The organism is Undibacterium sp. SXout7W, from assembly GCF_049339385.1.
Classification (GTDB): Bacteria; Pseudomonadota; Gammaproteobacteria; order Burkholderiales; family Burkholderiaceae_D; genus Undibacterium.
The window spans coordinates 1-20,582 of sequence record NZ_JBMPPF010000019.1; the positions used below are offsets into that span (position 1 = coordinate 1).

General features: G+C 46.4%; 18 protein-coding genes. 10 read left to right on the forward strand and 8 right to left on the reverse strand.

Annotated features, from left to right (window positions below; all coding sequences use genetic code 11):
- Nucleotides 1-382: 382 nt before the first annotated feature.
- The 5 genes from ACO0LB_RS16360 to ACO0LB_RS16380 form a co-directional block, all read right to left on the reverse strand.
- Nucleotides 383-916: a hypothetical protein gene (locus ACO0LB_RS16360; RefSeq protein WP_423050985.1), complete on the reverse strand. Its 534-nt coding sequence runs from the start codon at nt 914-916 to the stop codon at nt 383-385.
- Between the two features lie 40 nt (nt 917-956).
- Nucleotides 957-1,535: a YceI family protein gene (locus ACO0LB_RS16365; protein WP_423050987.1), complete on the reverse strand. Its 579-nt coding sequence runs from the start codon at nt 1,533-1,535 to the stop codon at nt 957-959.
- Nucleotides 1,536-1,589: 54 nt separating this feature from the next.
- The gene (locus ACO0LB_RS16370; protein WP_423050989.1) at nt 1,590-2,144 is read right to left on the reverse strand and encodes a YceI family protein; all 555 of its coding nucleotides are present in this window, start codon (nt 2,142-2,144) and stop codon (nt 1,590-1,592) included.
- A gap of 37 nt (nt 2,145-2,181) precedes the next feature.
- Nucleotides 2,182-2,766 (reverse strand): cytochrome b, encoded by a 585-nt coding sequence (locus tag ACO0LB_RS16375; protein ID WP_423050991.1) that lies wholly within the window; start codon nt 2,764-2,766, stop codon nt 2,182-2,184.
- Between the two features lie 97 nt (nt 2,767-2,863).
- Nucleotides 2,864-3,916 (reverse strand): porin, encoded by a 1,053-nt coding sequence (locus tag ACO0LB_RS16380; protein ID WP_423050993.1) that lies wholly within the window; start codon nt 3,914-3,916, stop codon nt 2,864-2,866.
- A 236-nt stretch (nt 3,917-4,152) separates the two neighbouring features.
- On the opposite strand from ACO0LB_RS16380, the gene ACO0LB_RS16385 reads away from it, so the two are divergent.
- The 10 genes from ACO0LB_RS16385 (at nt 4,153) to ACO0LB_RS16430 (ending at nt 13,548) form a co-directional block, all read left to right on the forward strand.
- On the forward strand, nt 4,153-4,842 hold the full coding sequence (locus tag ACO0LB_RS16385; RefSeq protein WP_423050995.1) for a GntR family transcriptional regulator: 690 nt from the start codon (nt 4,153-4,155) through the stop codon (nt 4,840-4,842).
- Between the two features lie 20 nt (nt 4,843-4,862).
- The gene (locus tag ACO0LB_RS16390) at nt 4,863-6,086 is read left to right on the forward strand and encodes a VOC family protein (RefSeq protein ID WP_423050997.1); all 1,224 of its coding nucleotides are present in this window, start codon (nt 4,863-4,865) and stop codon (nt 6,084-6,086) included.
- Nucleotides 6,087-6,239: 153 nt separating this feature from the next.
- The gene (locus ACO0LB_RS16395; protein WP_423050999.1) at nt 6,240-7,115 is read left to right on the forward strand and encodes a fumarylacetoacetate hydrolase family protein; all 876 of its coding nucleotides are present in this window, start codon (nt 6,240-6,242) and stop codon (nt 7,113-7,115) included.
- Nucleotides 7,116-7,165: 50 nt separating this feature from the next.
- Nucleotides 7,166-7,615: a DUF3237 family protein gene (locus tag ACO0LB_RS16400; protein ID WP_423051001.1), complete on the forward strand. Its 450-nt coding sequence runs from the start codon at nt 7,166-7,168 to the stop codon at nt 7,613-7,615.
- Nucleotides 7,616-7,637: 22 nt separating this feature from the next.
- Nucleotides 7,638-9,074, forward strand: a complete 1,437-nt coding sequence (locus ACO0LB_RS16405; RefSeq protein ID WP_423051002.1) for an aldehyde dehydrogenase family protein — start codon at nt 7,638-7,640, stop codon at nt 9,072-9,074.
- Between the two features lie 87 nt (nt 9,075-9,161).
- Nucleotides 9,162-10,421 (forward strand): CaiB/BaiF CoA transferase family protein, encoded by a 1,260-nt coding sequence (locus tag ACO0LB_RS16410; protein ID WP_423051004.1) that lies wholly within the window; start codon nt 9,162-9,164, stop codon nt 10,419-10,421.
- A 43-nt stretch (nt 10,422-10,464) separates the two neighbouring features.
- On the forward strand, nt 10,465-11,874 hold the full coding sequence (locus ACO0LB_RS16415; RefSeq protein ID WP_423051006.1) for an MFS transporter: 1,410 nt from the start codon (nt 10,465-10,467) through the stop codon (nt 11,872-11,874).
- Between the two features lie 18 nt (nt 11,875-11,892).
- On the forward strand, nt 11,893-12,348 hold the full coding sequence (locus ACO0LB_RS16420) for a cache domain-containing protein (RefSeq protein ID WP_423051008.1): 456 nt from the start codon (nt 11,893-11,895) through the stop codon (nt 12,346-12,348).
- 58 nt (nt 12,349-12,406) lie between these two features.
- Nucleotides 12,407-13,222 (forward strand): enoyl-CoA hydratase-related protein, encoded by an 816-nt coding sequence (locus ACO0LB_RS16425; protein WP_423051010.1) that lies wholly within the window; start codon nt 12,407-12,409, stop codon nt 13,220-13,222.
- Nucleotides 13,223-13,431: 209 nt separating this feature from the next.
- Nucleotides 13,432-13,548 carry a tyrosine-type recombinase/integrase gene (locus ACO0LB_RS16430; RefSeq protein WP_423051155.1) on the forward strand — a complete coding sequence of 39 codons (117 nt, stop codon included), beginning with the start codon at nt 13,432-13,434 and terminating at the stop codon, nt 13,546-13,548.
- Between the two features lie 268 nt (nt 13,549-13,816).
- Here the strand turns inward: ACO0LB_RS16430 and ACO0LB_RS16435 are convergent, their stop codons facing one another.
- The 3 genes from ACO0LB_RS16435 to ACO0LB_RS16445 all read right to left on the reverse strand — a co-directional run bounded on the left by ACO0LB_RS16435 (nt 13,817) and on the right by ACO0LB_RS16445 (nt 20,476).
- The gene (locus tag ACO0LB_RS16435) at nt 13,817-14,446 is read right to left on the reverse strand and encodes a hypothetical protein (protein ID WP_423051012.1); all 630 of its coding nucleotides are present in this window, start codon (nt 14,444-14,446) and stop codon (nt 13,817-13,819) included.
- Nucleotide 14,447: 1 nt separating this feature from the next.
- Nucleotides 14,448-16,472, reverse strand: a complete 2,025-nt coding sequence (locus ACO0LB_RS16440) for a DEAD/DEAH box helicase (RefSeq protein ID WP_423051014.1) — start codon at nt 16,470-16,472, stop codon at nt 14,448-14,450.
- 1,040 nt (nt 16,473-17,512) lie between these two features.
- Nucleotides 17,513-20,476 carry a DUF927 domain-containing protein gene (locus ACO0LB_RS16445; RefSeq protein WP_423051016.1) on the reverse strand — a complete coding sequence of 988 codons (2,964 nt, stop codon included), beginning with the start codon at nt 20,474-20,476 and terminating at the stop codon, nt 17,513-17,515.
- Nucleotides 20,477-20,582 lie beyond the last annotated feature (106 nt).

Below are 20,582 nucleotides of genomic sequence, written 5' to 3' on the forward strand. Positions count from 1 at the left end.
CCTGGCTCAACAAATTCAAACGTGTTCTCACTCGTTGGGACCGTTGCGCTGATCGATATACAGGCTTTGTTCATCTGGCTTTCTCTATGATTCTACTTCGAAGATATTTATGAAATGAGTTCTAGTAAAAACGATTAAGCTGGTATTTCAAAAAAAGAGAAAGTTCAAAGCGAATGATGGCTGAAATGGCTCGGATAAAAGCATAATCAAACAGAGGACGCTCACCGATGCGTCACGCTGCAATACAGAGATGAGATGAGATGAGATGAGATGAGATGAGATGAGATGAGGCAGATTACACCTCCAAAACCAGTCATAACAAGGTGCTTATCCGAAGTAACTGATAATTTACTGTTGCTCAGGATAAGGCACCCTGCCAAAATTATTTTTTCATACCAATAATTGTATAAGATGCGTTGGCATGCGATGTACCACCGCCTGGGAAAGGATGTTCAGTGACACGCATAACAGAACCAACAAAGGTAGGAATTTGATTTTTACCTTCTTTCCAAGTCGGTACTAACCATCCCGTGTAATCGTAGACCCAGCCTTCAGTCGTTTTATTACCTTGAACTGCACGCATCGTAAAGCGGTCCCCCTGAATATCACCTTCGAGTAAATGGCGCACGTCTTTGCCATGTTCGGTTGCTGTCATCACACCAGTAAAATGAGTTCCCGTGAATGGAGGGATGTCAATAACAGCAACGAGTAACTTCATATCGCCGATCTCTACATTAGGATCAGGAATATTTTTTAAACTGCGATATACCCATTGTCCAGCGAGTGTCGCCACTCCATTGGCATTGACTGTTTTTTCAACCGGTTCAGCAGAAATGGCCGTAGCCCAAGGTATGCTGACTAAGCTGATTGCAAGACAGAATTTGCTTAATACTGAAGAGTGAAGTTTGATAGTCATAGGAATTTTTCCAGAGTTTGATGAAATGATGGGAAGGATGTTATTCGTTGTTGATAAGACCTTCAGCCTGAATCGCCAGCTTGATTTCCGGCCTGAAACCCAGTTCCAAATTGACATTAACGCCAAAGTCAGCACGGTTGAAGCTACCAAACACATTGACGCCACATACTTGACGTTTGTAGATGTAACTTTTCATGCATTTGAATGAATCTATCTGTAAATTGAGTGGCTTCGTTACACCGTTCAAGGTAAGGTCACCAATAACTTCAACCGGTTTATCCCCATCAAAGCGCATCGATTTTCCTCGATAGTTAATCGTGGGGTATTTCTCAGCATCCAGAATACGGGATGATTTCAGGACAGCATTCATAGTTGAATGTCCGACATCGACCGAAGCCGTTTCAATCACAACATCTAATGTTCCTGTTTTGGCTTCACGATCAAGCACCACGTTACCAGTGGTCTTCGTGAATTTGCCACGCCAGACAGATAAGCCGTTCCAGTGATCGGCTTCGAAGTTGGGGTAAGTGTGACTAGATAACAAAGTATAGGATTCTGCAGCGTAAGTTTGCGATACGAATGCAGCCAATATGGTTGCAACAAGTAGTGCTGGTTTCATAGGAGATGTCCTTGCGTAGTAATCAACATAATCAACAAAAAAAGAAACGAGTATTTATTTAGCAGAAGCGACGATGTGAAACTTCAGTTGTACCTCGTCAGCTACAAGCGAGGTATCTTTCCATTCTTGTTCACCAATATTAAATTGCAGACGTTTGATCGGGAGCGTACCGTCAAATACATGTGTCGTATCTTCTTTACGAAACACCACAGGAATACTTACCTCCATGGTTTTCCCCTTAATACTCAGTTTTCCATTGACCGCATAACGACCGACAGCAGTCTGTTTAATCGAGCTGGAAACGAACTGTGCCTTGGGATAAGCGCTGGCGTTAAACCAGGTTTTACTACGGACTTCTTTGTTGTAACTGTCGTCACCTATATCAAAACTGGCAACATCAACATCAATACGAACTTGCCCTTGTTCTGGTTTAGACGGATCAAACTGCATATCCAGTACAAATTTTTGAAACTTGCCATCGACAGGTACTCCCATTTGCTTGAAGCCAGCAATGATGCTGCTCTTTGGAAGATCAACTGAAGTTTGTGCCTGACTCACCCAAGGAGTGAGCAGCGCTAGAACTAAATAACTACGAAGTAGAAAATGCATCTTTATCTCTCTAAAATAATGAATCATAAAAATTGAGTCATGGATTACGCTGAAGGAACGGCAGCATGCGCGCCAGCAGATTGTCCCGTTGAATGAACTGATGTTTAAGTGCCGCCAGTACGTGGAGAGCAACGAGCGAGAACAAGAGGTAATTCAATATCCAGTGCACCGTTTTGAGTATGACTTTCCATTGTGGATCGGGAGCAAGTACCGTAGGAATGTTGATCACTCCGAAATACACCACTGCGACACCAGCAGCCTGGCTATATAACAAACCTGAAATCGGAACTGCTATAAGCAAGCCGTACAAGGCCAGATGTGCCAGGTGTGCGGCATATTGATGCATGCGCCCCATCTCTTTTGGTAAGGCCGGTACTGTATGCGTCAGACGCCAGACGATGCGAGGGACTACACTCAGAAACGCCGTAACCCCTATCCATTTGTGCCATGAAAAGTACTTTAGCTTTGTCGGTGTCAGACCAGGTATGTCAGTCATAATCAACCCCAAAATGAACCCTGCCACGATGAGCACTGCACCCAGCCAATGCAAGAAAATAGCCGGCGCCGTATAACAAGTTGGTGATTCCTTCTCGTTGTACTGAATTGATAGAGGTGTTTTCATTGACGTTTCCTTATGACCATTGCTGATTCAAAACTGCTGCAACTGAGCTATGTCAAACTTGAGGCTCGACATAGCTCATTTTTTTCTCATCAGAACATCAGAACGAGTGGTGAATACCGACTGAAATACCGGTTTGATTGGTCTGGCCAGTAGTGGGGATCAAAGCTCCGGTGTAGCGGTTCTTATCGATATCTGCGTACAGGCGTGTTCGCTTAGAAAGAAAGTAAGCAACACTGGTGATAAACAGATCACGTTTACCTGTCGTCACGTTGCTATATTTAGTGTTGTACCAAGCAGCGATCAGTTCGATTTGTGAGGTGGGGCTGTAGATAATGCCCCCCCAGGTGAGCTGATTACGGAAAGTACCGGCATTGAGGCTGTCTTGCCTCTCTTGCGCATAGCCCAACTTGGTGCGGATAGCGCCAAACTGATAACCGCCACCAATGGTGTAGGAGCTATTATCGAAGCCAGTCGTTGTCTTTTTCTTGGTGTAAGCACCACCAAAATTGAGCGGACCTTCGTTGTATCTGAGTGCAACAGCCTGCGCAGCGCCGTTACTGATGCTTCCGGCTTGTTCACCCGCCGCATATTCGGCCATAGCCGTCAATGAGCCAAAGGTGGCGCTGTACTGAATATCGTTATTAAATCGGGTGCCGCCCGTGGCTGATGCTCCCAGACCTGCTGTCGTAGCGACTGTCGGCAGTGTCGTGCCGGCCCCTCCTCCCACCGGGATCAGGCTGATGTAGCGATAAGTAAAGGGTTCATATTCTTTCGCGGTCTGAAATGCGATCGTGTATTGCCGCCCCAGCGACAGGCTGCTTGATTTCCCCGCAATGGCAACAGCAGCAGTCCGGTTGAACAAGGTACTGGTGGTGTTATCAAGAGCGCCGGTTCCTGTATTAAAACCTGACTCCAGTACAAATTTGGCATTCAAACCATCCCCGAGGTCTTCTGTGCCGGTAAAGCCCAAACGATTGGCCAAATAGGTGCCATTGGAGCCTACTGATAATTTGCTGTCACCTGCTGCGGTGGTATTGGTCTGATTACGAAGTCCGCTATCAATGGTTCCGTAAATGGTGACGTTGCTTTGAGCGTGGGCCAAACCACTTGTGAGGCCAAGCATGGCTAGCGCCAGCATAGAATGCTTCATTTCCTATCTCCTTGATTTTATTGATATTTTTTACCGCAATCACAATCCGATGCAGAAACATCTCTGACGAGATGATCTGCATTGATATTGTTTGCCGAAGAAATTATATGCACAATTCAATTTAAAATACATAAAAATATTTTTATGCACAAAATAGTTTTGTATGTATATAATTGAAAAAATGCCGAAAAAATGGTACTTAGTAAGCCTTGTTAAATCAGTTAAGGAGTTGCTGGATGGGCGCTAAAGAAACCTTTGATATACCGTTGTCGGAGCGTGCGTTTCAATTGCTGCGAGGAAAAATATTGCGTTGCGAATATGAACCTGGCGAGAAACTGAAAATGGATACTTTGCAACGTGATCTTGGTCTGTCCAGCAGTCCTTTGCGGGAAGCCCTAAGTCGGTTAGCGGTAGAGGGTTTAGTCGTCAGTGACGAACGTCGCGGCTTTACTGCCGCTCCGGTGTCGCTGGAAGATTTGCGCGAAGTAACACGATTGAGATTAATGCTTGATTGTGAAGCGCTGAGTGAGTCGATCGATTGCGGTGACGACCAATGGGAGGCCAATATTGTGGCGGCTTTTCACTGGTTATCACGTATTGAAGAGCGTCATGGTGAAGGGCCACTCACTCTGGATGCAGACTGGACTATACGGCATAAAGATTTTCATATGGCATTGCTTGCGGCTTGCAAATCACGCAAGTTGATCAGACTGAGTTCCGCGCTGTTTGATCAGTCTGAGCGCTATAGAAGACTATCGATCCGCTATCGTGTAGAACCGCGGCAGAAAGCCGCAGAGCATGGGCAGATCATGGAAGTAGTATTGTCGCGCAACAAAGCCGAAGCAGTGGCGATGTTGCACGACCATATTTCACGTACCGCCGACAATGTCGCGGCAGTACTGGAGAAAAGGTCAGTAGTAACATAGAAAACACAAGGAGATAGTAGATGACTGAAACGGAAAAACAATACATCGTCGGTGGAGTCGCTCTGCCGCGTCCGTTCAAGATAAGACGCCTCGGACACTTTGGTATCAATGTACATGATCCAGAAGTGTCACGAAGTTTTTACGAAAAATTGCTCGGATTCCGCATCTCTGATGTGCTTGATTTTTCCGGTCGTTTGCCTGAAGAAGAACTCAACAAACATGGCCCCCGTGTTGGTTACTTCACCCGTCATGGCACAGAACACCACTCTTTCGTATTTTTCCCTCGCCGTGTCTTAAGTGCTGCCTATGGTTTTCCTTCTGATTATCCGGAAGTAGTCACCAACCAGATTACCTGGCAAGTTGGCAGTCTGCGCGAGGTAGTCAATGGCTACGAGTGGTTCGTCAACAAAGGCACGCGCATCCAACGCTCAGGCAGAGATTTACCAGGATCGAACTGGAATGTTTATCCGTTTGACCCTGATGGGCATGTCAATGAGCTGTATTACGGCATAGAACAAATCGGCTGGAACGGACAAAGCAAGCCATACAGCATGCATAAAGTGCGTCATACCCGCCCACCAGATTTACCGCATCCATCAGAATATTCTGAAATTAAAAAATGTGTGGAAGAAGGTATTGATGGCACCACCGGCTGGAAACAATTAGAAACGATGCCTGAAAAGTATGATGTGGACGGTGTGCTGCTGGGCAGACCCTACAAGATTACCCGGGTCGGACCTGTGCGTTTATTTGTACAGGATATGGAACAGTCCCTACGCTTTTATCGCGATGAACTGGGTCTGATGGTGACCGAAGAAGTAGAGTGGAACGGACACCGATGTGTATTTTTGCGTGCGAACACAGAACATCACTCACTGGCCTTGTATCCGATGGCATTGCGCGAAGAGCTCAACTTGCACCCGAAGGCAACTTTATTTTCTTTCGGGATGCAGGTAGCAAATTACCAGCAACTACGCGATGCAATCGCCTTTCTGACAGAACAGGGTGTGACTATCCGGATGCTGCCGCCAGAACTATTTCCTGGCATCGACTATTGCGCATTCGCGATCGATCCAGACGGTTTTGCGATTCAGTTGTACTACTACATGGAACAAGTCGGATGGGACGGATGTCCACGTCCGTCGAATCAACGTCCAAAAGTTGACCTGAATCATTGGCCTGATACAGTTCCAGCAAAGAGCGATAGTTATCTGGGTGAAACCTATTTCGGCCCCTGGAATTAAACCCGGCTAACGCTGACACTTTGTTCTATTTTCGTTAGCAATTTCTAATAACTTGTACGAAGCAGGATGTGCTCTGGCACAGCCTCGGGGTCTTCCTGCGTCTTCGATTTGTAAAATATCAATCTCTCGCCTAAGGCGAACGAAAGGACAGCTATGAAACTTCTCTCATTTTCTCATCATGGTCGTGAAAGCTGGGGCGCCGTAATCGGAAATGGCATCATTGATTTATGTCAGGTGTTAGGCGGGAAATATCCATTATTGCAAGATTTTATCGGCAGCCCGGACTTTGATCGTCGCGACGAGCTGGTACAAGGGCGTCAGGCAGATCTCTTGTTCGCAGATGTGACGCATTTGCCGGTCATTACCCGCCCTGAAAAAATCGTCCTGCTGGTTCGCAATTACATGGATCACCATAATGAAGTAGTCGCAGCGGGTCTGAAACGCGAGATACCTAAATTCCCTCCTTTGTTTCTGCGTGTGTGGCGCTCCCAGACTGGTCACGATACGGCGATCATCAGACCTTCAATCTCTAATGAACTCGATTGGGAAGGTGAATTGGCCGTTGTGATTGGCAAAGGTGGTCGTCATATCGCTGAAAGCGATGCCTTGTCTCATGTGGCTGGTTATGCTTGCTACAACGATGCCAGCGTACGCGAATGGCAATTTCATGCCCAGCAAATCGCAGCGGGTAAAAACTTTGTCGGCACTGGTGGCTTTGGTCCATGGATGGTCACTGCGGATGAGATACCCGACCCTTCCAATCTGAAACTGGAAACCCGTCTGAACGGCAACGTCATGCAATCATCCAATACCAATAATATGATCTTTGCATTGCCACGCCTGATCAATTACATCTCGACTATTTTTGATCTGGTACCCGGTGATGTAATCGTCACGGGAACACCCGCAGGTACAGGCTGGACACTCAAGCCACCACGTTTCTTGATGCCATCAGACATTGTTGAAGTAGAAATCGAAAAAATTGGCGTGCTGCGCAACTCAGTGGCTGATGAATTGGTAACACCGTAATCACATGAGCCAGAGTGCCATGACCGATACCGTAAACAACAGAGAAAAACATGATTAAAACCGAACATTTATTCGACCTTACATTGCGTCTGGGCACATTGTTGTCAGTCGGGACAACATCAATAGGTGAACGACGTGTCGCTGGTATTAACGGCGGTACGCTGGTCGGTTCAAAACTGAATGGCGAAATACTGAGTGGCAGCGATTGTCAATTATTACGCTCTGATGGCGTACTTGAAATTGATGCGATGTATGTAGTGCAGCTGGCGCAAGGGGAACATGTACGGATTATTAATCAGGGCTATCGGCATGGCCCTGCTGAAGTGCTGGAGCGCCTTGCGCGTGGGGAAGCGGTATCGGCAGATGCATATTTTTTTCGTACAGTAATGCGTTTTGAAACTGGTGCACCTTCATTCGCGTGGCTCAACAAAACCATCGCAATAGCACAAGCGGAGCGCCAAAGTGACAGCGTGATATTCCGTAGTTTTCAGTTGCTCTGAATTGTCTTTGATAGGAACAAAAATGATATACAACAATCTGATTGCTGGCGAATGGAGCAGTGGCGGAGAGCTAATACAGAACATCAATCCATCTAACACGGATGACGTGTTAGGAGACTATAGTTTTGCAACGGCAGAGCAGACGCATACGGCAATCGCAGCAGCACGTTTGGCATTTCCAACTTGGTCACGTAGCAATATTCAATCACGTGCTGAAATCCTGGATAGGATCGGCAATGAAATCCTGGCACGCAGCAAGGAACTAGGTCAATTATTATCGCGCGAAGAAGGAAAGCCGCTCGCCGAAGGTATTGGGGAAACTGTACGCGCAGGGAATATTTTCAAATTTTTTGCTGGCGAGGTACTGCGTACCGGAGGAGAAATTATGCCCTCGGTCCGGCCAGATATTTCGGTTGAGATCACACGTGAGGCAGTTGGGGTGGTAGCACTCATCACTCCATGGAATTTTCCGATCGCGATTCCCGCCTGGAAAATCGCACCGGCATTAGCTTACGGTAATTGCGTAGTATTTAAACCAGCTGAATTAGTACCCGGCAGCGCCTGGATGCTGGCTGACATCATTCACCGCAGCGGCGTGCCTGCCGGGGTATTTAATCTTGTCATGGGTCGTGGAGATGTAGTAGGTGAAGTGTTAGCGACCTCTGCTGACATTGATGCGATCAGCTTTACCGGTTCACAAGGAGTTGGACGTCGCCTTGCTCAGCATGCGATGGTAAACATGACAAAAGTACAGCTGGAAATGGGAGGCAAAAATCCACAAGTCATATTGGATGATGCTGACCTGGAAACTGCTGTGAATGTCGCATTACAAAGTGCTTTCTTTTCTACCGGTCAGCGTTGTACAGCGGCCAGCCGTTTGATCGTTACTGAAGGAATTCACGATCGTTTCGTCACTGCGTTGGGTCAGCGCATGGAAGCTTTGCGTATCGATGATGCGTTGTTGGCTGGTACAGATATTGGACCTGTGGTTGATCAGCGTCAATTATCAAAAAATCTTGAATATATTGCGTCGTCACACGCTGAAGGAGCACGTCTGATATTTGGTGGTGAAACGCTGCTACGTACTCATCACGGCTTTTATCTGGCACCAGCGCTGTTCGCTGATACGACACCCGATATGCGTTTAAACCGTGAAGAAATATTTGGACCGGTCGCCGGAGTTATCCGGGTCAAAGACTATGACGAAGCACTGGCCGTCGCCAATGACACGCCGTTTGGCCTTACTGCGGGTATTGCAACAACCTCTCTTAAATATGCCAGCGATTTTAGGCGCAATGCTCAGGCAGGTATGGTGATGGTGAATGTTCCTACTGCAGGTGTTGATTATCACGTACCGTTTGGAGGTCGCAAAGATTCCAGTTACGGCGCTCGTGAACAAGGTCGATATGCCGCTGAATTTTATACTGCAGTCAAAACTGCTTATATCTCATCACACTAAGGAGAATGAGCGTATGTCCTATGCCACTGCTGTATGCATTCCTTGCGATAACTCGCTAAACATCATATTTGCCACAAGGAGCGAGGTATGAGCGGCGCTTTATCCCATATTAAAGTACTGGATTTGTCACGCGTGTTAGCCGGTCCCTTAGCCGGGCAAATATTGGCGGATCTGGGAGCGGAGGTCATTAAGGTTGAAAGACTGGATAAAGGTGATGACACCCGTGCATGGGGGCCGCCTTATTTATCCGACGATAACGGTGTCACTACCTCTGAGTCAGCTTATTTTGCGACGGCGAACCGCAATAAAAAATCCGTCGTCATTGATCTCGCTCATCCTGATGGGCAGGCGCTGGTTCGTGCTCTGGCAGCCGAGTGTGATGTGATTATTGAAAATTTCAAGGTCGATGGCTTGCATCAATATGGCCTCGATTACGCCTCGTTGAGTGAGATTAATTCACGCCTTGTGTATTGCTCCATTACAGGATTTGGTCAGGATGGTCCCTATGCGGCACGTGCCGGATATGACTTTCTGATGCAAGGTCTTGGGGGGTTAATGAGTATCACGGGCCACGGTGGTGATCAGCCCGGGGCTGGTCCAATGAAAGTCGGCGTTGCACTGACTGACGTAATGACAGGATTGTATGCCGTCATTGGTGTGTTGGCGGCATTATCAGCGCGCGCATTATCAGGAAATGGACAGCATATTGACCTAGCGCTACTTGATGTGCAAGTCGCAGGTTTGGCAAATCAGGCGATGAATTATCTGAGTACAGGCAATGTCCCCCAACGCATGGGGAATTCTCATCCTAGTATCGTACCTTATCAAGATTTTGCCACTGCCGATGGTTTTATGATTATTGCGGTAGGTAATGATGGCCAATTTGAACGCTTATGCAAGGCGCTGGATCATCCGGAATGGGCCAGAGATGAACGCTATGCAACCAACGTAGCACGTGTAGCTCATCGCTCGGAATTGGTGTCGCTGTTGCACGCGGCAACGGTAAAACAGCCGACGTCGTATTGGATTGATACCTTGGAAAAAGCCGGCGTCCCATGTGGGCCTATCAATGATGTTCGTCAGGTATTTGAGGACCCTCAAGTACGCGCGCGAGGTATGCAGGTGAATATGACTCATCCACTGGCAGGTAATGTGGCGATGGTAGCCAACCCTATTCGTCTGTCAGATACGCCCGTTGAGTATCGACTTCCACCACCTTTATTAGGTCAGCATACAGGTGAAGTATTGCAAAGCATTCTGGGTCTTAGTCAGGATCGTCTCAATGAGCTTATAGCGGAAGGCGCAATTCAGTGCCCACAGTACGCTAACACGGTGCCGCCTGCCTGACGCTAGACACCCCATATTAAAAATATAATTACAGGAGACAATCTTGAAAATATCAACAATGATACCGGTTGCACCGGTGGCTAGCCACAGCATACCAATCGCAGAGCCGATTAAACGCGATCCATCGGTCATCGTGCTTACTGAAGTTGTCAGCCGCAGTCAGTTGGGCGGATATCAGATCAGGGTCTTGCTGTTATGCGCACTGGCGGTGATTCTCGACGGTTTTGACGTACAGTCGATGGGCTTTGTTGCTCCGGCGATTAAACAGGAATGGCAAGTAACACCTGCCGTGTTTGGTCCGATTTTTTCAGCAAGTCTGCTGGGAATGGTCATTGGTTCCTTGCTGTTAAGTGCTATTGCTGACCGTATCGGACGTCGACCTGTGCTGATCAGTGCAGTGATCGCCTCCGGTCTACTGACGTTAACCACTTCTTGGGCAAGCTCAGTAGAAATGCTCCTGGTATTACGCTTCTTTACAGGAATTGGTCTGGGGGCGATTTTGCCCAATGCGCTTGCGCTGACGAGTGAATACAGTCCAGCAAAAAATAAAACTTTTCTGGTCATGATGATGGCGTGTTGCTTATCGATTGGTGCTGCCGTAGGTGGTGCGACGGCTGCACTATTAATCCCGGATTGGGGCTGGCGTTCGGTCTTTTTGGTCGGGGGTATCGGCCCTATTTTAGTTGGGATACTGATGCTGTTTCTATTGCCTGAGTCGTTGGCAGTGCTTTTGCTCAAGAAGCAAGGCCATGAAAAAGTAAAAGAAATGCTCAAGAAAATATCGCCAGAGCTTCAAATCAAAGACGATACCAGAATCGTTTTTGGTGAAGAAAAGACTAGCGGCATGCCGATTCAACATCTGTTCATGGAAGGACGCGCTGCAAAAACGTTGTTACTGTGGCTGATGCATTTTGCGAATCTGGCCATACTCTATTTTCTTGCGAACTGGCTACCGACCCTGATTAAAGATGCCGGTTTACCTTTGAGAACATCAGTCATTGCCGGTTCTATCATGCAAGGAGCCAGCGTGATTGGGGCTATTTGTCTGGCACGCTTGATTACGCGTTTTGGCTTTTTCCGCGTTTTACCATTGAATTATCTGATTGGTGCTGCCGCTATTGCTTTAATAGGACAAGTAGCTACTTCTGCTCAGACATTGTTCGCTGTGGTCTTTGTGGTGGGCTTCTGTGCAATCGGGGGACTCAATGGGATTAATGCGCTGGCTGTTGAGTCTTATCCTGTATCACTACGTACTACCGGAATTGGTTGGGCTCTGGGTATCGGACGTTTTGGTTCCATTCTGGCACCGTTACTTGGTGGTATTTTGCTTGCCAATCAATGGTCAATTTCCTCGCTCTTCCTGATAGCGGCTCTGCCAGCGCTATTACTCGCTGGAGGTCTGCTGATCATGCAGGGACTATCCAAAAAGAAAACTACTCACACTGCCATATAAAAATAGACGGGAATCACAATGAAAAAAATCATTTATCTGATGCTGGCGATCCTGTCTTGCGCCATCTTTTCAAGTTATGTTCATGCAGCCGAGCGCGGCAATGCTGAAGAAGCGCAGGCCATGGTAAAAAAAGCGGTGGTCTATATCAAGAAATATGGCAAAGACAAGGCTTATGCAGAATTTAATAATCCACAAGGCCTATTTCGGGATCGCGATCTTTACATTGTTGTATTCGATATGAATGGTCTGGGATTGGCGCATATCAATCCTCGGCTTATCGGCAAAGTAACAGGTGATATCAAAGATGCCGATGGAAAATTAATTTTTCATGCACAACGTAAATTGGCGATGGAGCAAGGCAGCGGATGGGTCGACTACAAATGGCCAAACCCAGTAACGGGACGCATCGAAAGCAAAAGCACTTATCTGGAAAAATTTGACGACCTTATGATCATGTGTGGGATCTATAAGTAAGACTGAGAGGTCTGATACTTTATCTGGCCATTAACAAGAAAGAACAAGAAAGGAATATATGAGTCAATTACCTCAACTGCAAGATGCGTTACTACAATTAGATGGACGTGTCGCTACGCTGACATTTCATCGCGACGATGTTCGCAATGAATTGACCGGCACCAAACTGGTTGATGACATCGAAACGACAGTCAACTGGATTAATGCCAACGATGCCGTTTCTGTATTGATTATGACTGGTGCAGGAAAAGCATTCTCTGCCGGAGGTAATGTCAAACACATGCTGCAGCGTGAAGGTACATTTGGCGGTGATGTATATGCTGTGCAAAAACAATATCGTGAAGGCATTCAACGCATCCCTCTGGCGATGCATAAACTTGAAGTTCCATCAATTGCTGCCATCAATGGTGCTGCCATTGGCGCCGGCTTTGATCTGGCTTGCATGTGTGATATCCGTATCGCTGCCAGTAGCAGCATCATGGGTGAAACCTTCGTCAACATGGGGATTATCCCAGGTGATGGTGGTGCTTGGTTTTTACAACGATTGATTGGTTATCAACGTGCGGCCGAGTTGACCTTCAGCGGACGTGTGCTCAATGCAGAGGAAGCTCGCACACTGGGTATCGTGCTCGAGGTAACAGAAGATGCGGCGCTCCTTGAGCGTGCTCAGGCTCTTGCCACCAGTTTTGCTGCTAAACCACCGCAAGCATTACGTATGACGAAGAGACTGATGAAATCGGCTCAACGTCAGGAATTAGCTGACTTCTTAGAACAGTGTGCAGTATTTCAGGGAATATGCCATAACACGGCTGATCACCTCGAAGCAGTTGGTGCGTTTATCGAAAAACGCACACCTCAATTTAGCGGTAATTGAGTCAATCGTATTTCTTTCATACTTTGCGCTAACGTCAGTAGCGCAAAGTACCCAATTTGCCAGACATTGATACCGGGTTAGAACCAATATTCGACGACTGGCAAACATGGCTCCAGTCACTGAATTGTATTATTGGCCCACCAATGAGCGAAAACAATACGATGAGCACACTCCGTCATCATTTGAATTTTCGTCGCGAATTTAAGCACATGCATTTCCATGATCTTCGGCATTCCGCTGCATCGATGCTGATAAATAATGACGTAGATTTATTCACGGTTGGCGCGATCCTTGGTCACAAATATCAGCGAAGCACAAAGGTATAGTCACCTCGCCACTAAGACATTGACGAAGGCTATTTTTAAGATCAGATGACGAATGACAAATTTCTACCGCCACAAAAGAAAAAAGACCGCATTTAGCGATCTTCTTAAATTTGCGTAAACCCGCATGAATACTGGGAGGGGGGAAGTCGAATAACCACCCAAGAACCGCATAAATAAACGATTTTCCATTAATAAAAATAAACTATGGATGCACCCATGGATGCAAAAAGAAATTCTCAATTACTTTTGCGATTCCCTCATGCCTTAGCTAGACAGGGGCAACATAATGGCATGGAGTAGTCAAATCAAGCATATCAACCAGCAATTCAGGATCTATTTTCTCGTTCAATCCAAGTTTAAACGTCACATTTGAGGAGAAAAAAATGTCAAAATGATTTAATGGGTGGTAATGTCCTTTTTGATGATATGGATCATGATCAAATCGAATATACCCCTCCTCCATCGTCAATAACTCTCTAAATAACGACCAAATTTCTCCATCCATTAAACATAAATCATCGACTGGCTCAGCAAAGTTAAATACCGATGAAGAATCAAAAAGATTCGGAGTATCAAGCAAAGATAAAATATCTGATGAAACCTTATGATTTATATCAGAGTGATTATGTGATTTGAATATAAAAATTCCATCTGACTCTGTGACAAAAAATGGAAACGCCAAAGAAAAGACTTTATTTTCAGAAACAAAGAAAATTCTGCTCATTTTGGAGACTTGCAAAATTACCTTCCCAGCAACTGACTCATTTTTGGGAGGAGTATTAATCAGAAGAACCTTTAAAGTTCTCATTAAAATTCCAATTGCTTCCTTACGAGTCCTAATTGGTGCAAACATCCAATCAGCCTGATATTTATCAATATTAAATTGATAATTTTTCATTTTATTCCCTGAACATCTTTTTATAGTTAAATGCTGCAATTTCTTTTACGTTGTCGTAGTCAAAATCCTCACCTGCAACCTTTTTAACCGTGTCCAAAAGATCAGGCCTAAACACTGGCAACACTCTAAGTTCGTCAAAAATCTTTGTAGCGAAATCATAAAACGACATAGAGCTGTCGTTATGTTTTATTGTTGTTTTTATTGCATTTTTTTCCAATTCCGTTGGCATCCTAGCTTCGATAAATCCACTTTCGTTTATGCTTTTGAGACCAGAATCAATATCTGCCAATATTTGAGTATTAAGTTCATTCGACAAGACTAAATATGTTTGAAGAAAAGAGCGAGTAAGAGTCATGTATAACGAATTGCGGTATCCGTATGTAGGAAAAATTTGCTGCGTAACGCAAATGACGAACGGAAATTCCAATCCTTTTACGTTATTTCGATTACTTACAAATAATTCGCCTTTGACCTTTCTCTTTGACTCATGCGCTTTATTCACCTTCCAACCAATTTCACGCGGTACCAATTGTTCGAGTTGATCAGCGAGAAGATAAGTTGCATCATTTCTATCAATAATGATAATGCCAACGTCATCTGGTGTTGCGGTAGGATTTTCCTGTCTGATTTTTTTTATGATTGCTAAAACTGAATCTGACGCACCTTCATAAAAATTATCTGACCTCCTTTCAATCTGCACACTTGAAAAGGTTAACTTATCAACATCTTCAAATCTACGTAATGGCTCACGTTTCAATCGATAAAGAGTATCATTTTCATTTTCATTTTTATCTACGATATATCCACATGCCTGCCACTCTGCATCTTCTAGCCAACGCAATTTCTTTTTCTCAAATAACCCCATTCCTAACCCATGAGCAAACATTAGTGTGCGTGGATCAGTTCGATAACACTTACTAAGCAAATAATCAGGTTCGATACTTGCAGTAATGGTTTCATCAAAAATACTCTGGAAAATGTCCCCAGCTATATAAACAGCAGTCTTTGTTACCAAATCACATAGTTCAATAAAAGCCTCTGGAAAATCTTGACTTTCATCTATCAGCATAAAGTCAAATGCAAACAATTCTATCTTTTTAGTTTTCAATACCTCAAGAGTCAAAGCACATGCACGCCCAAAAGACATAGACGCGTGATAGCGATAAAAAGGAAGATCATAAAATTCACAGATATATCTGTATGCACCCGAATTTAGATCAGATTGAGACCCCCAAGCGTGAGTACACCAAAGCCGCTCATTCCATTTAATTTGCTGCTCGACCTTCATAAAGTTAAAAAAATCAGGGATACGATGTTTTAAATTGTCCGCCAATATTTTGTTGTGGCAGGTAAACATAATTTTTGTTTCTGAAGAACTTAGATATATCTCTTTAAGTTTATGCAACAACAACTCTGTCTTTCCGGTTCCAGAAAGACCTTGAATCCTAATAGCATGCTTTTTCTGAGGTTGATAAACGAATCTAGTTTGATCACCATCGAACAAAAGTATTTTTTGTTTTACTTTATCGAGCAGGTATTCTGGGATACTAGCTTTTACTTTCTCAACATCATTAATGCTACCTGTCAATAATGAAATTAGTAACTCACACCTACGCTGCTCCTCGGGCGAGTCAATAAAAAACTCCCTGAGAAATTTCTCGGCACTTACATTTTTATCAACATACTGCACTGATGCAATTAAAGTTTCTTTCCAACGCTTAGGACGCCCAATTACATCTCTATAACGATACTTATCAGAAATTGATCCTAAATCCTCAATAAAGTCATCAATAAAGTCCTCGAAATCTTCCTGAACACCGCCAAAGTTAACAAAAATTATTTTATGTTTAGGGATTAACAACACTAATGAATCTTGAAATTCATAGGCGTATTTGTTATCACCCAATGGTTTACTAACCAAATAGGCCTGTTGTTTTGTTTGATTACAAAACTGTTCAATTTGATCGACAAACGAGTGGTTTTTCTCGTTTTTCTCTGCTTGCAAATAAAAAAAGCTACTAGTCATTTTTTCCAACTGTATTTATTTTTTCAATTAAATTCACCCAATATCTGAATATTAATTCCTCAATTACAAATAGGCATCATTAATTGTAAAACTGATGAAAATGAATCAAACCCCTAGGGGAGTAATTTTCGCTTTCCATAAATTGCCAGTTAAGCTAACGGTTTCCATTCGAAATGCGTTCTACTTTATATCCCCCCCCTTCAAAACCTGCGCGCATAAAAAAGCTTCTGTGATACCGGTCTTGATTTTGGAGGCCACAGGGATACGCACCGCCCTTCCTCTGTTGACATATCTGATTGTCACGACGGCACAACCCCCTTAGCGTAAGTCATTGGCTAGAGTCTGGTCAGGGTTTGAATTACCCTTGATCTGTTGAAGTACGGAAGTACCTTGATAGGGGGGGCGACTGACCACCCAAGTGACCACCCAAAAAATTTAATGTGGCGGCTAACACCACGTGCGCGAATATACCCACGTATGTAAAACGCTCAGGAGAACCTAAGTATGGTGGCATACAAGCACATCAACAAATCAGCCAGCCCTTATACCATCTCACTTTTTTATCTCACATGCAGCACTGGTGCAGCCTCGCAAGGCATTTCATCTTCAAACCCGCATAGATAAACGTGATATGTGAAACGTAGCACTGGTGCAGCCTGCAAGCCATTTTCGCCTTGAAAGCTATATCTGGTGCAGCCTCGTTAAAATCCCAGAAAACAGGGGTGTTATTGAAATGAAGTAGGAATGTACCTGTAAACCGGTGTACCGGTGTACCACGGCATACAAATGGGCTGCAAACCCGCATGGATAAAGGGTTTACGTGGTACACGTGTGAGGTGTACCACGCTTGTTTTGAGGTGTACCGGTGTACCAGAATCGTTGCTTTACAGCATGTATATGTGCATGGGCGGCAATGCGTGGCATCCGTGCCGTTTGACTGATCTGTTCTGGAATAGAGATGCAACACAGCCGTGTTTTTGCAGCGCGGAGGGGATTCTCACCCCACCACCACAGGCCGCGCCGCCGGTTCGCTACGCTGGTCAGGCAATCAGTGAATAGAGTTTATCGCTCGGTATCTTGTAGTATCTGGCTTTGGCTCCTGCAAATCGTTCAAGGATGCTGCTTTTACCCTCTTTGTCTTTCTCAAACACGCCCAAATCAGCCAGCTTGCCCGCGACCAGTCTGGCATCATAGCCTTTGCAGACTTCTTCTTTAAACACCTTCGGCAGCAGGTAGTATTCAATGCTTGCGCCTTCGGCTTCTTCTGGGTGTACCTTGTCGCCGTATTCCTTATGCCAGTCGGTATTGCTCTTAATCGGGTTTCCTGCCTTGCTGATCATGCGTTTAAAGCCCGCCTGATTAATGGTTTTAGGTGCGTGGTCGTCCATCGCTCTGTGCGCCCATGCAAAGCGGGAATCGCCATTGACCTGAATGAAGTCAGGTAGCAGTGCCAACATACGATCTTGCTCGATGTCGCCCGCTGTGCCGCGACTTGATAGCCAATCGTTAAAGCAGGTAGTTGCTGCCTCGGTGGCTTCACCATCTGCCCAGCCTGTCACACCGGCGGCGGTCGCTAATTCACCACCAGCGGCCACCAGAGAGAAGAACTCAGACACCCGCTTGACTTGGCCGTGTGCATTGGCGGGGCAAAGGTTGCCAGCCGTGCTGCCGATTGCCTCACGCAACATCTCTGGCAACAGCGCCACATTGTCCACCAGCCATTCGATAAATGTCAGCCCCGCAGTGCCGTGATATTGCTGCGCCATACTGACCAAGTGACGGGATAGTGCAGCGCCATCCGTAAAGCTGTGTAAGGTATCAAACACTCCTAAGCCTTTGCCAGCATCGGCATGAATATGTGCCATGCGCACATCTTGGCCGCCTTTGGTGGCTTTTCCTGCTTCGGCCATTTTGGCCTCTAAAGACAATTCCCCATCACTGATAAAGATCAGTCGCCATGTGGCGATCTTCTTTGCAGTCGCGTTCTGTGTGGCGCGGCCTTTGCCCTTCTCATTACTGAGCATATAGGCGATATTGCCCACCATCTTAGGATCAGCCTGTCCGAGTTCATCCAATACCAGCAAAGCATCAGAATGCTTTTGCGCGGTCGCTTCTAAGGAATTGTCGGTCACGTGCCAGCTTTGCGCATAATCAGCGCCACCAAACACGGAGGCCGCTACTTTCATGGCGGTACTTTTGCCGGTGGAACTACTGCCCATCAGATGCAAGCCAAAGCTCTGCACTTTCGCATGATGCAGCAGCACAGAAGCAAAACCCGCCGATACAAAAAACAATAGCCGCGAATTACCCCGACAATAGGCAGATACATGGGTTTGCCACTCTGCCAGCGTTCCCTTTTGTTTAAATTGCGACGTGGTACTGCCATTCGCCTGAAACAGCACTGTTTCTGCTCCTTGCCCTATGCTGCGATCTGGTAGTACATACACATCATCATGCCAGCCTGTGCGCTCAACACACCGCACACGGTCAGGCACATCCGCCGTTTGTATGTAGGTCGTCAGCAAGTTTTTTACCTTCAGGCCAGGTTCAATCATCAAGCCCAGCGAGAGTAAATCGGCCCGATATTGCGTACCATCCCCCGACAACATGCGGGATGACATCGGCCAGCGTTTGACGTTACCGTCCGGGTCGTTTAATTCCAAGAGATAACCCCATTCACTACTGGCCGCGTCTCGCGTTCTGGCAATCACATACAGGGGCGAACAGATTTTAAGGGCGGGCAGTGGTTCGCCTTCATGGAAGGCATGATAAAACACACCCTCATTACTCACGGTAAAAAATGGCTTACTCGATTGACCAGCGCCAGCAGGTTTGCTGCCCCGATTCTGGCGCGGCGTATTGGCTGGCTTTTGAGGCGTTTTTTGTACGCTGCCCTTGTCAATGGTCACCGCGTCAACGTCGTGTGCCTGTGCCGTGATCTGGCTTACTTCCTGCCCGTTTATTGGCATTGCATTGACTGCCGCTGCACTGGCTGGCGCTGTTCCATTGATTGTGGCCTCGATCTGGCTTTTGACTTCGGCTAGTCCACGCGCCACCGCAAGATCATTAAAATCATTACCACCTGCGGGTAAATTCAGCGGCTTGCACCACAGGCCACCGGTTGTGGTGGCAGCTTCTTTGGCAGCAATCACGCCGGTATTTTTGCCGGTGTTCTGTTCCGTCTCGCTGTCATCGTCAGCACACAGCAACAGGCGCTTATCTGGATGCCGTTGCTTCATCAGGGCGGCGATATGCTTCAGATTGCTGGCGCTGAAGGCAATCGCCACAGGGTAGCCGGTCGCTTCATATAAGGCCGCGCCGGTGGCGTATCCCTCTGCAATCAGCAGCCAGACAGTAGCGCCAGCAACACCGCCGATCAGATGAAAGCCGCCCGACACTTTACCTCCGGTGTAAAAACGTTTATCGCCATTGGCAAACACCCGCTGAATGTTGCAAAGCTGGCCGCTGGTATCCATGACAGGAATCAGCAAGGTATCGCCTTTACGATGACGGACAAACCGAACACCATGCCCCGCAATGCCTTTTCTGTGTAAATAGTCTGAATGGCCTTGTTCGCTGGCGCTGTCCCACTGCTGTTGCGCCATGCTGGCAGCGGCTGCCTGTTTGCGTTCTATCTCTGCCTGTTCTGCGGCTAACTTGGCGGCTCTTTCCTGCGCCATGCTGGCCGCCTGTTCTGCACTGACAGGCGCTGCCGGTGCATGGTCTTTGATATGAAAGCCGCGTTGTTTTGCCTCATACAACACCGTGCCGATACCGATCTTGCCGCCTGCTTTAAAACTGCGCCAGCTTGTTTTGACCGCCGCCGCATCATAGTTGCTGCCGCTCTGACTCCAAGAGTCAAACAGGTCAAAGCCGGCGTCACCACACTCATGCTTAATGCCCATGCCGATCTTTAACCATAACTGCCGGTCATCAGGCGGGATAAAGCTCAGGGCGGCTTGTATGGCCTCTGGTGTAGGCCGCTCAATTGGTTGTCTGGTCATTGCCATTCCTTATTCTTTGCGCCTTTGTTTTCATCCACAGACGGGAACACACATTGAGGTGCAAAATGTACAGACGTATGCACACCCAGCGCATTGACGAATCAAT

Coding starts and splice junctions, on each gene's coding strand:
- ACO0LB_RS16360 (WP_423050985.1), bottom strand. CDS start 916: ATGACTATCAAACTTCACTCTTCAGTATTAAGCAAATTCTGTCTTGCA.
- ACO0LB_RS16365 (WP_423050987.1), bottom strand. CDS start 1,535: ATGAAACCAGCACTACTTGTTGCAACCATATTGGCTGCATTCGTATCG.
- ACO0LB_RS16370 (WP_423050989.1), bottom strand. CDS start 2,144: ATGCATTTTCTACTTCGTAGTTATTTAGTTCTAGCGCTGCTCACTCCT.
- ACO0LB_RS16375 (WP_423050991.1), bottom strand. CDS start 2,766: ATGAAAACACCTCTATCAATTCAGTACAACGAGAAGGAATCACCAACT.
- ACO0LB_RS16380 (WP_423050993.1), bottom strand. CDS start 3,916: ATGAAGCATTCTATGCTGGCGCTAGCCATGCTTGGCCTCACAAGTGGT.
- ACO0LB_RS16385 (WP_423050995.1), top strand. CDS start 4,153: ATGGGCGCTAAAGAAACCTTTGATATACCGTTGTCGGAGCGTGCGTTT.
- ACO0LB_RS16390 (WP_423050997.1), top strand. CDS start 4,863: ATGACTGAAACGGAAAAACAATACATCGTCGGTGGAGTCGCTCTGCCG.
- ACO0LB_RS16395 (WP_423050999.1), top strand. CDS start 6,240: ATGAAACTTCTCTCATTTTCTCATCATGGTCGTGAAAGCTGGGGCGCC.
- ACO0LB_RS16400 (WP_423051001.1), top strand. CDS start 7,166: ATGATTAAAACCGAACATTTATTCGACCTTACATTGCGTCTGGGCACA.
- ACO0LB_RS16405 (WP_423051002.1), top strand. CDS start 7,638: ATGATATACAACAATCTGATTGCTGGCGAATGGAGCAGTGGCGGAGAG.
- ACO0LB_RS16410 (WP_423051004.1), top strand. CDS start 9,162: ATGAGCGGCGCTTTATCCCATATTAAAGTACTGGATTTGTCACGCGTG.
- ACO0LB_RS16420 (WP_423051008.1), top strand. CDS start 11,893: ATGAAAAAAATCATTTATCTGATGCTGGCGATCCTGTCTTGCGCCATC.
- ACO0LB_RS16425 (WP_423051010.1), top strand. CDS start 12,407: ATGAGTCAATTACCTCAACTGCAAGATGCGTTACTACAATTAGATGGA.
- ACO0LB_RS16430 (WP_423051155.1), top strand. CDS start 13,432: ATGCATTTCCATGATCTTCGGCATTCCGCTGCATCGATGCTGATAAAT.
- ACO0LB_RS16435 (WP_423051012.1), bottom strand. CDS start 14,446: ATGAAAAATTATCAATTTAATATTGATAAATATCAGGCTGATTGGATG.
- ACO0LB_RS16440 (WP_423051014.1), bottom strand. CDS start 16,472: ATGACTAGTAGCTTTTTTTATTTGCAAGCAGAGAAAAACGAGAAAAAC.
- ACO0LB_RS16445 (WP_423051016.1), bottom strand. CDS start 20,476: ATGACCAGACAACCAATTGAGCGGCCTACACCAGAGGCCATACAAGCC.